Source organism: Arthrobacter sp. Bz4 (assembly GCF_003075455.1).
GTDB lineage: Bacteria > Actinomycetota > Actinomycetes > Actinomycetales > Micrococcaceae > Arthrobacter_D.
In genome coordinates, this window is record NZ_QDAE01000011.1 from 86,871 (window position 1) to 99,579 (window position 12,709).

At 63.7% G+C, this 12,709-nt stretch carries 8 protein-coding genes and 1 tRNA gene; 6 read left to right on the forward strand and 3 right to left on the reverse strand.

All coding sequences use genetic code 11. The annotated features are described in order from the left end of the window. Nucleotides 1-17 precede the first annotated feature (17 nt). From nudC to DDA93_RS10200, 3 genes are read left to right on the forward strand one after another with little or no spacing between them, the layout of a single operon-like run. Nucleotides 18-989, forward strand: a complete 972-nt coding sequence (gene nudC / locus DDA93_RS10190) for an NAD(+) diphosphatase (RefSeq protein WP_116778699.1) — start codon at nt 18-20, stop codon at nt 987-989. 2 nt (nt 990-991) lie between these two features. Then, nucleotides 992-3,097, forward strand: a complete 2,106-nt coding sequence (locus DDA93_RS10195; protein ID WP_116778700.1) for an ATP-dependent DNA helicase UvrD2 — start codon at nt 992-994, stop codon at nt 3,095-3,097. Between the two features lie 9 nt (nt 3,098-3,106). After that, nucleotides 3,107-3,655 carry a M48 family metallopeptidase gene (locus tag DDA93_RS10200; RefSeq protein ID WP_116778701.1) on the forward strand — a complete coding sequence of 183 codons (549 nt, stop codon included), beginning with the start codon at nt 3,107-3,109 and terminating at the stop codon, nt 3,653-3,655. A gap of 249 nt (nt 3,656-3,904) precedes the next feature. On the opposite strand, the gene DDA93_RS10205 is transcribed toward DDA93_RS10200, so the two are convergent. Further along, nucleotides 3,905-5,338, reverse strand: a complete 1,434-nt coding sequence (locus DDA93_RS10205; protein ID WP_116778702.1) for a zinc-dependent metalloprotease — start codon at nt 5,336-5,338, stop codon at nt 3,905-3,907. 303 nt (nt 5,339-5,641) lie between these two features. Here DDA93_RS10205 and DDA93_RS10210 point away from each other — a divergent pair, with 303 nt between their 5' ends. The 3 genes from DDA93_RS10210 (at nt 5,642) to DDA93_RS10220 (ending at nt 10,127) form a co-directional block, all read left to right on the forward strand. Further along, on the forward strand, nt 5,642-6,742 hold the full coding sequence (locus DDA93_RS10210) for a S16 family serine protease (protein WP_019481686.1): 1,101 nt from the start codon (nt 5,642-5,644) through the stop codon (nt 6,740-6,742). A 309-nt stretch (nt 6,743-7,051) separates the two neighbouring features. Next, nucleotides 7,052-9,982, forward strand: coding sequence for a UPF0182 family protein (locus DDA93_RS10215; RefSeq protein ID WP_116778703.1), 2,931 nt, complete (start codon nt 7,052-7,054; stop codon nt 9,980-9,982). Between the two features lie 71 nt (nt 9,983-10,053). Then, a tRNA-Met gene (locus DDA93_RS10220) sits at nt 10,054-10,127 on the forward strand. A gap of 119 nt (nt 10,128-10,246) precedes the next feature. Here the strand turns inward: DDA93_RS10220 and DDA93_RS10225 are convergent. After that, nucleotides 10,247-11,647, reverse strand: coding sequence for a deoxyribodipyrimidine photo-lyase (locus tag DDA93_RS10225; RefSeq protein WP_116778704.1), 1,401 nt, complete (start codon nt 11,645-11,647; stop codon nt 10,247-10,249). A 108-nt stretch (nt 11,648-11,755) separates the two neighbouring features. After that, on the reverse strand, nt 11,756-12,535 hold the full coding sequence (locus tag DDA93_RS10230) for a PspA/IM30 family protein (RefSeq protein ID WP_116778705.1): 780 nt from the start codon (nt 12,533-12,535) through the stop codon (nt 11,756-11,758). Between the last annotated feature and the right edge of the window lie 174 nt (nt 12,536-12,709).

Sequence of the window (12,709 nt, forward strand, 5' to 3'; positions counted from 1 at the left end):
GAACGTACCGTAGAACCATGAGCGAAACCCTCCGGATTCCCACCCTTCCGTCCTTCGGAGCGCTACCGCTGGCGCGGGTGGCGCTGGACCGTGGAGGGGCGCTGCGTTCAAGTCCCTTGCTGCTCGATGAGCTGTGGGGTGCTCCCACCACGCGTGTGATGTTCATCGCCCAGGGGAAATCCCCAGTTGTTGACGGGAACCTCCTGTTCGTGGATTCGGCGACCGTTAGCCGTCCGGAAACCTTGGTCTACCTGGGGCGAACCCTCGCCGACGATTCCGATCACGGCGGCATTCCGACCGGTACCCACATTCTGCTCGCAGTGCTGGAATCCACGGACAACGAAATTTTTGACGGCACGAGCTGGCTGGGCCTCCGAGAGGTGGCGCTGGCTCTCTCCGGCAGGGACGCGGGCATCTTCGTTCAGGCCGCGTCGATTGCGAACTGGCATGCGAAGCACACCCACTGCCCGCGTTGTGGGGCGTTGACAGAGGTTGTTGAAGGTGGCTGGGTGCGGCGCTGTCCAGCCGATGAGTCGAGCCACTACCCCAGGACCGACCCGGCCATCATCGTCGCAGTGGTGGACGACGCCGATCGGCTGCTCCTGGGATCGGCGGCCGCCTGGCCCGAGGGACGGTTTTCCACCCTGGCGGGTTTCGTCGAACCGGGAGAGTCGCTGGAAGCCGCTGTTATCCGCGAGGTGGCGGAAGAATCAGGTATCGAGGTCCACTCACCCCTGTACCTGGGCTCGCAGCCGTGGCCCTTCCCCGCCTCCTTGATGGTGGGGTTTATCGCCACTGCCGTGAACACCAACCAGGTGCCGGATGGTGCGGAGATCGTGGACCTCCGATGGTTCACGCGGACGGAGCTGCTTGAGGCAGTTCGAAGCGGCGAGATCACTATTCCCACTGGAGCTTCAGTCTCGCGGGCGCTGATTGAACACTGGTACGGCGGCTCGCTGGACCTGGCAGTCGAGGGGGTCCGGCTCTAGGTATGGAGACAACTCTCGAAGAGAGGATCCTCGCCGGCCTCGATGATGAACAGCGGACAGTCGCCTCCACGCTGACCGGTCCGCTCTGCGTTCTAGCCGGCGCGGGAACGGGTAAAACCAGGGCCATCACCCACCGGATTGCCTATGGTGTCCACACCGGTGTCTACAAACCACAACAGGTGCTGGCGGTGACCTTTACGGCTCGGGCCGCCGCGGAGATGCGGACCAGGCTCCGCGACCTGTCCGCCTCGGGAGTGCAGGCGCGGACGTTCCACGCCGCCGCCCTGCGGCAGCTGCAATACTTCTGGCCACAGGCAGTGGGTGGCCCCCTGCCTGCTCTGGTGGACCACAAAGCGCAGCTCATCGCAGAAGCGTCGAGGCGGCTCCGGTTATCGACGGACCGGGCCGCGATCAGGGATGTTGCTGCGGAGATCGAATGGGCCAAGGTGTCCATGCTTACCCCCGAGCGGTATACAGCCGCGGCGGCTGGTCGGGTCGAGCCCGCAGGCATGGACCACACAACAGTCGCCCGTATCTTTGCTGGCTACGAGGACCTGAAGCTCGACCGCAACGTCATTGACTTCGAGGATGTGCTGCTGATTACTGTGGGGATCCTGCAGGAGGATGAGAAGGTGGCGGCCACCGTGCGCGCGCAGTACCGGCATTTCGTGGTGGACGAGTACCAGGACGTTTCCCCGCTGCAGCAGCGGTTGCTGGATTTGTGGCTCGGTGACCGCCGCGAATTATGCGTGGTGGGTGATGCCAGTCAGACCATTTACTCATTCACCGGGGCAACCTCGCGGCATTTGCTTGATTTCACCGGTCGGTATGAGGGTGCACAGGTGGTGCGGTTGGTTCGCGACTACCGGTCGACGCCGCAGGTGGTCAAACTAGCCAACAACCTGTTGGCCGCGCGAACAGCAGAAACCGGCCGTCAGGCAGGCTCCTCGAGTTGGTCTACCCCGCTGGAGCTTATTGCCCAGCGAGACGCCGGGCCGGAACCCTCGTTTACCGAGTGCAGCGACGATGAAGCGGAAGCCGCCGAAGCGGCCAGACGGATCAAGGCGCTCATGGATGGTGGGGTGCTGGCGAGTGAGATCGCGATCCTCTACCGCACGAACGGCCAGTCAGCGGCCTATGAACAGGCGCTCGCCAGCGCCGGTATTGGCTATCAGCTTCGCGGCGGTGAGCGTTTTTTCGCGCGCCGGGAAGTCAGAGATTCGCTGCTGCAGTTGCGTGCTGGCGCCAGAACCGCAGGAACAGACGATGTCCCGCAACTGGTGCGGGACATCCTCGCGAGCCTGGGGTACACCTCGGTGGCGCCGGCGAGCTCGGGAGCGGTCCGGGAGAAGTGGGAGTCGCTCGCCGCGCTGGTCGCTTTGGCTGACGAACTCAGCGCGGCCCGGGCTGCTGACGGATTCACCCTTCAGGATTTCGTGGCGGAGCTCGAGGAACGGGCCGCCGCCCAGCACGCACCGACGGTACAGGGCGTCACCCTCGCATCGCTCCACGCGGCGAAGGGCCTGGAATGGGATGCCGTGTTCCTGGTCGGCCTCAGCGAGGGTCTGATGCCGATCTCCTTCGCTGACACGCCGGAGGCTGTCGACGAGGAGCGCAGACTCCTCTACGTGGGCATCACCCGGGCGAGGGAACACCTGGCGCTCTCCTGGTCCACCGCTCGCACCCCGGGAGGGCGGGCCAGCCGGAAACCGACCCGGTTCCTCGACGGGCTTCGCCCAGGCGTTTCCGGTGATCGGGCCTTCCGGACGCCCAAGGTCAAGCAAAGCCGCAAGGTGTCGGCTCCGTCGACCTGCAGGGTGTGTGGGAAGGTTCTTGGGTCCGGCTCCGAACGAAAGATCGGACGATGTGGTGACTGCCCGGCGACGTACCAGGAAGCCACCTTTGAGGCGTTGCGGGCCTGGCGGTTGGACCAGGCTCGCGAAAATGACGTGCCCGCGTTCGTTGTGTTCACCGACGCCACCCTGGTCGCTATTGCCGAGGCACGGCCAACAACGATCGAGCAACTGGGGGCGCTGGCCGGGATTGGTCCGGCCAAACTCGAGAAGTACGGGGAATCGGTGCTGTTGATCATCGCGGAAAGTGAGTGAGAGCAACCCATGACTGTCAAGGATCCGCCCGTCGAAGTCAGACGGTCCGCGAAGCGCAGGCGGACCGTCAGCGCTGACCTGCGCGACGGCGTCGTGATCGTTTCCATCCCAGCCCACTTCACCGCGGCCCAGGAAAAAGACTGGGTGCACCGCATGGTCACCAAACTCCTGTCCAAACAGCAGTCGCTGACCCCGGCGCTGGACGGCGCGGACCAGACCAACCCGGGGGAAGAGCTCCTGCAGCGCGCCGGGGCACTGTCGGAAGCCTATCTGGCCGGGCGCGGCCAACCGGTGAGCATCGGATGGGTGACGAACCAGAATTCCCGGTGGGCATCGGCCACACCGGCCCGCAAGACCATCCGCCTCTCCCACAAGCTGCAGGGAATGCCCACCTGGGTGGTTGACTACGTCATCCTGCACGAGATGGCCCACCTCATTGAGCCCTCCCACAACCGCATGTTCTGGCGGCTACTAGAGGCGTATCCCCGAACGGAAGCAGCTAAAGCGTTCCTTGAAGGTGTGTCCTTCGCTTCCAACCACGGAATGGCAGGCCACTAGCGGCTGCGGCACCGAGCAACGATTCGAGCTGGGTCATCGTGCGGGCCGATCATCCCACTGGTGACCCCGGGAGGCGTAAATGCTGGCGGTGTCGATGAGGTTGATTCCTGCGTCGATGGCACGACGGAAGACCCCGATCGAATCCCCGTCGCCTTGTCGCCGAACATCCTGGGGCCGAAGCAGGACGGCTGACCCCGACGCCGGTCCGGCCGAACTGGGTGGCCAGCTGAGCTGTGCCCTGCTCAGGTACTAGGGCTTGCCGCCCTCCGGGGAATCTTCGCCGTTGGTTGGCTGATCCCCGGACTCGGGCGACTCGTCTGGTGACGGGGTCTCCTCAGTTTCGTCGAAGCCGCCGTCCAGTAACCGCTGCAGGGCAGCGTCCACCTCGGAATCCGACGACTCGGCGAGCTGTCGACGCTGGCTGAACCCCTGAGGGTCGTCGAGATCCTCGGCGGTCGGTAGCAGATCGGGGTGTTCCCACACCGCATCGCGGCCTTCGATGCCCCGTTCGGCGGTGAGATGGGCCCAGAGCGTGGCAGCGTCGCGTAGCCGTCGTGGACGCAATTCAAGGCCCACCAGGGAAGCGAACGCATGTTCGGCCGGCCCGCCGGTGGCGCGCCGGCGGCGGACCATTTCCCGCAGCGCCGCAGACGACGGCAGATTCGCGGTGGCAGCGGCGGTCAGTTCATCGACCCACCCCTCCACCAGGGCCAGGGCAGTCTCGAGCCGCACCAGCGCAGCGTCCTGCTGCGGGGTACGTTCCGGCATGAAGACACCCTCGGAAAGGGCAGCCTGCATGGACTCGGGATTGGACGGGTCGATGTCCCGTGCCACTTCCTCGATCTTTGACATGTCGATGTGAATGCCCCGGGCATAGCTCTCAACTGCACCGAGAAGGTGCCCTGAAAGCCAGGGGACCTGGGTAAACAACCGGGTATGGGCGGCTTCACGGACGGCGAGGAACAGCCTGACTTCCTGCTCGGGAATATCCAGACCCTCGCCGAAGGCCGCGACATTCACTGGCAACAGGGCCATCTGGCCCTCTGCCAGGGGGACCCCAATGTCGGTGGAACTAACAACATCCTTGGACAGGGCACCCACGGCCTGGCCGAGTTGCATCCCGAACATCGCCCCACCGAGATTCTGCAGCATCGAGGAGGCGCCGCCCATCATGGTCTTCATCTCCTCCGGCAGTTGCCCGGAAATGGCGTCGGACAGCGCCTTGGCGATGCTCACCGCCACCGGTTCCGTGAGGCGCTTCCAGGTGTCCATGGTGGCCTCGACCCATTCCGCGTGGGACCACGCGCGGCCAAGGGTGTTGGTGGAGGGGAAATCGGTGACAGGGTCGAGCCACATCTCCGCAAGCCTCAGCGCCTCATCGACGTCGCGGCGCTGCTGAGGGGTGACCGAGGGGTCCCCATCGGCTGCCGCGACGCGGCGCGCGTGGTCGTGGGCGAGCTGCCAATTCACCGGCCCATCGCTTTGTGCCGCGAACATTGCCTGAACCTGCTGCATCATCATCGCCATGGCCTGCGGATCGGACGGCAGACCAGCGGCTTTGGCGAGCTCCTGCGGATCCATGCCCTGCGCATTGCCGCCCATCAGACGGGCCAGCATCTCGGAGAGGGGATCCTTGGGGGTGTCGCCGTCGTCGTTGGACGGATCTGACGGGTTGGAGGTCACTGCTACCACCGGTCCTGGAATTGGCTGCTGGGATGGGCTGCTCGTCTACTGCTGGTTGTGGGCTCTAGCCACAGTCGTCGAACATCGTGTCGGTTCTTCCACGTTACCCGCCGTGTCGCGGGGTTGTCCCGAACGCGCTGAACCGTTCGCTGAGGGCAAAGCGGCGGCGGCCGGTCGGTGGGTGCTGGACTCGCGCCCAGGAAGTACGCTAAAGAAGCTCGATGATGCGCGGTTCGGCCGCGGCAGAGCAGCATGAAGGACCACCAGGGCATGCGCAGTGTCTGACGAAGAGAAGGTTTCCTGTTGACCCAGCCCACCTACAACGACCCGCCAGTGCCGCCCACCAGGGCCAAACGGGATCCCCGGTTCACTGTGATGGCAGTGTCCGGGTTCCTCGCACTGCTCCTGGGCGGCGCCGCCGTCCTGCTGCCGGCGCCCTATGTGGTCGAATCGCCTGGGCCAACGTTCAACACGATCGGGGAAATCGACTCCCAGCCGCTGATCGAAGTAGAGGGCCGCCAGACCTACCCCACCTCCGGCGACCTCGACCTCACCACCGTGTATGTGACGGGTGGGCCGGGGACCCAGCTTGGCATCTTCGAAGTGTTCAGAGCCTGGCTGAATCCCACCGAATCTGTGGTGCCACGCGAACTCCGGTATCCGCCGGACGCCACCCAGGAAGACATCCAGGAGCAGAACGCCGTCGCCATGACCTCATCGCAGGAATCGGCTATCGCTGCTGCGCTCGGTCACCTCGATATCGACTTCGACGAGGAACTCTCGGTTGCGGGCCTGATCGAGGATGCGGCAGCTACCGGCATTCTGGAAGAGGGCGACGTCATCACCTCGGTGGACGGCACTGACATCACGAACATCGGAGTCCTCCGGGAGTCCCTGAACGCCGCGAACGGCGACTCAGTCGACCTTGGGCTACTGCGCGACGGCGGGGAGGTCACCGAGGCGGTGACCCCCAAAGAATCCGAGGGGGGCGATTTCCAGCTCGGCGTGGGTCTGGTCGCTAACTTCACCTTCCCTTTTGATATCACTATTGCGCTCGACAACGTCGGCGGCCCCTCGGCGGGATCAATGTTTGCCCTGGGCATTGTTGACCTGCTCACCGAGGGCGAACTCACCGGCGGTAAACACTTCGCGGGGACGGGCACCATCGACTCTGCGGGTCAGGTGGGGCCGATCGGAGGAATTCGCCAGAAACTAGCCGGTGCACGGCAAGCAGGAGCTGAAGTGTTCCTGGCCCCAGCCGCGAACTGCAATGAAGTGGTGGGCTATGTGCCGGACGGCTTGCAGGTGGTGCGGGTGGAGACACTCGACGACGCGGCGGAAGCTGTCCGCACGCTGGGAGCGGGCGAGGACGGTTCGGCCCTCCCCACCTGCGAAGCCGGGTAGGTCGGCCAGTCGACCGGCTTCCCGGCCGCGGCGGGTGGTGATTTGGACACAGTTTCATTTCGATCTGGTGTCAGGCCGCCCGGATCGGAACGAAATTGGGTGGCCCGGACGTGTTCAAGGCAGAATGGAGATTCATGGAACCAGTCCGTCGTGCCGCTGATTTTGGCGGTTCGAGAGCGGTTTCCGTGATCCAACGGATCCAACGATGAGGTAAATGTGACTTCCGGACCAGACCGGCCGTTCGGCAGCAGGCCGAGCCAAACCAATTCCAGTAGCGCGAAAAGACGCAGCCCGCTGATCCCGACGTTGGTGGTGCTGGCCGTTCTGGTCATCGCCTTCGTATACGTCTCACAGGTCTACGCTGACGTCCTGTGGTACAACCAGCTCGGCTTTGTGGAGGTCTTCGTCACCGAAAACCTTTCACGAATCGGACTGTTCGCGGCTGCCTTCCTGATCATGGGCGCCAGCGTGTACTTCAGCCTTCGGGTGGCTTACCGGTCCCGCCCAATTTACGCGCCCGACAGTGCTGTCCAGGACAACCTGAACCGGTATCAGGCGCAACTTGAACCGATCCGTCGACTTCTGATGCTCGGCATCCCCGTGGTGCTGGCTGCATTCGCCGGAACGGCGGCCGCCTCCCAGTGGCAGCCAGTCCTGCTGTTCTTCAACCAGGAACCGTTTGGTGAGCAGGACCCGCAGTTTGGTCTGGATATTGCCTTCTACGTCTTCACTTTGCCGTTCCTGACCTTCGTGGTCGGCTTCCTGATCAGCGTGGTCATCATCAGCGCCATCGCGGGTGTCCTCACCCATTACCTGTACGGCGGAATCCGCCTTGAGGAAAAGGGACTCTTCACTTCCAAGGCCGCCAGGATTCACGTCGCTGTGCTGGCTGCCCTGTTCCTGCTTCTTCAGGGCGTGAACTACTGGCTGGACCGGTATGCCACCCTGACCGGCACCGGAGGGAACTGGGATGGGGCCCTGTACACGGACGTCAACGCGGTAATCCCCACCAAGGCGATCCTTGCCGCGGCGGCCATTATTGTCGCTGTTCTGTTCATCGTGTCAGCAGTCATCGGACGGTGGCGGTTGCCGATCATCGGTACCGCAATGCTCGTCATCGTGGCGATTCTCGCTGGTGGAGTGTACCCGTGGGTCATTCAGCGTTTCCAGGTGGTACCGTCCGAGTTCAGCCGCGAGGAACCGTTCATTGAACGCAACATCGATCTGACCCGCGCGGCCTACGGTCTCGACGAGGTGGAGACCATCGACTATAACCCGGTAGAGACACCGGAAGCGGGCGCTCTCAACGCGGATGGCGAGACCACCGCGAACATCCGGTTGCTCGACCCGAACCTGGTCAGCGACGCGTTCAGCCAGCTGCAGCAGTTCCGTCAGTACTACCAGTTCCCCCAGACGCTCAACGTAGACCGGTACGAGATCGACGGTGAGATCGAGGACACGGTGATCGCTGTCCGTGAGCTGAACACCGCCGGTGTGCCGGACGGCTGGATCAACGAGCATGTGCTCTATACCCACGGTTACGGCATTGTCGCCGCGGCCGGTTCGACCACCGAACCGGATGGCCGCCCCACGTTCATCCAGTCCGGCATCCCCTCAACCGGTGCGCTCGGTGACGAGTCCACCTACGAGCCGCGGATCTACTTCGGCGAGGAGTCACCGCTGTACTCGGTGGTTGGAGCTCCTGAAGGCGCGAACCCGATTGAGATCGACCGTCCCCAGAGCGAAGAATCCGATCAGCAGTCTCGCAGTACCTTCCAAGGCAGCGGCGGACCCAATGTGGGAAACATCTTCAATCGATTGGTCTACGCGCTGAAGTTCCAGTCAACTGATCTTCTGCTCTCGGATCAGGTCAACAGCGAATCCCAGATCTTCTACGACCGGGACCCGGTCGAACGGGTCGAGAAGGTCGCCCCGTACCTGACGCTCGATGGCAACAGTTATCCAGCGATCGTCGATGGTCGGGTCAAGTGGATCATCGACGGGTACACGACGACCTCGGATTACCCCTACTCGACGCAGCAGGAACTCCAGTCCGCGACCCAGGACTCGCTGACCGCCGAGGGTCTCGCCACGGCGCTCCCACCGGAGCGGGTCAACTACATCAGGAACGCCGTCAAGGCGACGGTTGACGCCTACGACGGATCGGTGGACCTGTACGCCTGGGACGAGGAAGACCCCATTCTCAGGGCGTGGCAGAACATCTACCCCTCCTCGCTGCAGCCCTATAGCGAGATGTCAGCTGATTTGATGTCCCACGTCCGCTACCCGGAGGATCTGTTCAAGGTGCAGCGTGAATTGCTCGCCCGGTACCATGTGACCGAGACCGAGCCGTTCTACAGCAACAACGAGGCCTGGAGCGTCCCGAACGATCCCACCCTCGAGGGCGACGACATCAGCGTTCCACAGCCGCCCTACTACCTAACACTGCAGATGCCGGAACAGGAGGGGGCCAGCTTCTCGCTGACCACTCCATTCATCCCCTTCGTCCCGGCGGGCCAGGAAGCACGAAATGTGCTGTACGGCTTCCTCGCCGCAGACGGCGACGCCGGCACCGGCGAGGACGGCGTGAAATCCGATACCTATGGCACCCTGAGACTGCTTGACTCTTCCGGCCGTGACTCAGCCGTCGGACCAGGTCAGGCAGCCAACCTGTTCAACTCGGACACCACAGTGTCGCAGGAGCTCAACCTGCTGCGACAGGGTGCCTCTGAGGTGATCAGCGGGAACCTGCTGACGCTGCCAATCGGTGGCGGCGTCGCGTACGTCCAGCCGGTGTATGTCCAGTCCTCGGGTGATTCATCCTTCCCGGTTCTCCGGCGCGTACTGGTGAGCTTCGGTGAGGAGGTTGGCTTCGCGCCAACCCTGGACGAGGCCCTCGATCAGGTGTTCGGTGGTGACTCGGGAGCCGTGACAGGTGATACCGAGAATGTGGGTGAGACCCCGGCAGACCCTGCTGCGCCTCCCGCAGAAGGTGATCCCGCCGACGGCGAGCCCGCCCCCGAGCCGACTGAGCCCGTCACTGGGGGCACCGACAACCCGTCAGCCGATCTTCGGGCGGCCCTGGAGGATGCCAACACGGCCATCCAGGACGGCCAGGACGCCCTCGCTGACGGCGACTTTGCAGCCTATGGCGAAGCTCAGGATCGACTGAGCGACGCTCTGGCCCGGGCGCTTGACGCCGAGGAACGCCAGTCAGGGACCGCACCAGCAGGGGAGTAGGGCGGCAACTAGCCTCCCAAATCCCGCCGATTTGCACTATCCACCCCGGGGCCGTAACGTTGAGTCTACGCCGCGGGGTGGAGCAGTTCGGTAGCTCGCTGGGCTCATAACCCAGAGGTCACAGGTTCAAATCCTGTCCCCGCAACGAGAGAAAGATCCCGGTCAGTGTTAGACACACTGACCGGGATCTTTTTTTGTGCTCAAGGCCGGGAAGCAGCGGGTAGGGTCGCGGTTTGAACGCCATCCCTGCCCGCTGCGGGGTTCCTAGGTGCCGCGCAGGTCCTGATAGGCGGACAGTGCCCGTTCGCGGGTTTCTGCCAGGTCCACCACGGGGGAGGGGTACCCCGCTGGGGCGTCAGCGTCCTTCCACGGTTCGTGAATGTTTCCGGCGTCCCTGAGTTCCGGGACAAAGCGTTTGAGGTAGATCCCCTCTTTGTCGAACTTCTTGCTTTGCGTCACCGGGTTGAAAATTCGGAAATAGGGCGAGGCGTCAGCCCCGGATCCAGCGACCCACTGCCAGTTGGCGGGGTTGCTCGCGGAGTCAGCGTCGACCAGCGTGTCCCAAAACCATTGTTCGCCAACCCGCCAGTCCACCATGAGGTTCTTGATGAGGAAGGAGGCGGTAGCCATCCGTACCCGGTTGTGCATCCACCCGGTGTCCCAAAGCTGCCGCATCCCGGCGTCGATCATTGGATAACCGGTGCGGCCTTGCTGCCAGGCTCCGAGTTCGCTCTGGGTAGGCGTCTGCCAGGCAAAACCGTCGAAGTCCCGTCGGTAGTTCTGGGTGGCCAGATCGGGGTTGTGGAAGAGCAGCTGCCAGCAGAATTCCCGCCAGCCGACTTCGGAGCCGAAAACCTGGATGTCCCGGGCAGCCGATGAGTTGGTCGATGCCTTGGCCGCATGCCAAACCTGGAAGGGGCTGAGCTCGCCGAATCTGAGGTGCGGTGAGATTCGGCTGGTGCCTTCCACCGCCGGAAGGTCACGGTTCGCTGCGTAACCCTCGACTGGGCCATCAAGGAAATCGTCCAGCCGTTCCCAGGCACCTGCTTCCCCGGGGTGCCACTGCTGCTGCAGGCCCCCCGACCAATCGGGCGTGGTCGGCAGCAGCTGCCAGGAGGCGAGCTCCTCAGACGGCAGCGTTGGCCCCGCCAGCCGTTTGGGTGGCGCCAGGGGTGCCCGCGGCTCCGGTTGGTTCTTGCAGGCCCGCCAGAACGGCGTGAACACCTTATAGGGGCCGCCAGCGCCCGTCGTGACCTGCCATGGCTCGAAGAGCAGATTCGCCTGGTAGCTGGCTGCTTCGATTCCGGTGTCCCCGCACCATGATTTCAGGTCAGCATCGATCGTCCGCTCGGGTTGGGCGTAGCGCCGGTTCCACAGCACGCGTTCCGCTCCGGATTCAGCGACCAGCCCGCGGATCACTGCTCCGGCCGGGCCCGACCGCAGGACCAGTTGGCCGCCGAGATCCTCAACGGCATGGGACAGGTTGGCCAGGGAATGGTGCAGCCACCACCGGGTCGCCCCGCCCAGGGGTCGGATTCCTGGGCTTTCCTCATCAAGCACATAACAAATAATGAGGTCGTCTGCGTCGATGTCGAGCGCTGCAGAGAGGGCTGGATTGTCGCCAAGCCGGAGGTCGTCGCGGAGCCATACGATAGTTGGTGCCATGCACGCTAATCTACCTGCAGCGCCCCGCTTTGCTGAGCTTGTCTGCCCGGGCAGCAGAAGGCCGGCGCCCCCTGGGTGGGTGACGCCGGCCGGATGCACTACTGGGTGTTACTGGCCAGGCTGGTACTCGTCCGTGTCGCTACCCTGGCTGATGGCGGACGGAGTCCGCCCGGAGGAACCGCCGGATTTGAGGGCAGCCAGCCGGGCTTCGACCTCGGTCTGCTCGCCGAGGTCTTCGAGGCTTTCGAACTGGGAGTCCAGGCTTGAGTTCGCCAGTTCGGCCTGGCCAAGAACCCTCGCCTCTTCGCGCCGGATCTTCTCTTCGAAGCGGCCGACTTCGCTGGTGGGATCCATGAAGTCGATGCTCTTGACCGCGTCGTGAACCTGCTGCTGGGCTTGAGCGGTCCGGGACCGGGCAATCAGCTCGTCCCGCTTGCTGGTCAGTTCGTTGAGCTTGCCCTTCATCTGGTTGAGGCCGGTCTTCAGCTTCTCAACAATCTCTTCCTGTGACCCGATGGTGGGCTCGGCGCCACGGGCTTCATTCTCGGCGGTCATCTGACGCTGGATTGCGACCTTCGCGAGATTGTCGAACTTCTCGGCATCGACAGTGTCACCGGCGTTGCGGTATTCGTCGGCCTTCTTCGACGCGGCGAGAGCCTTGTTGCCCCAATTACGGGCGTTATCAAGATCTTCCTTATAATCTTCCTGCAACATCCGCAGATTGCCGATGGTCTGAGCCACGGCGCTTTCCGCTTCGGCGATGCTGTTGGTGTAGTCGCGGACCATCTGGTCCAGCATCTTCTGGGGATCTTCGGCCTGGTCGAGGAGAGAGTTGATGTTCGCCTTGGCCAGCTGGGCAATACGTCCGAAAATTGACTGTTTTACCATGGGGTTGCCTTTCGCTTAGCGTCTGTTCTGGGTAAATATTCACCCCTACGGGGTGAGGATTATGAGTTTTGCGGGCTAGAAGTCGCCGCCGCCACCGCCGAAGCCGCCGAATCCGCCGCCGCCACCGCCGAAGCCGCCGAATCCGCCGCCGCCGAACATGTCGCCGCCACCGCC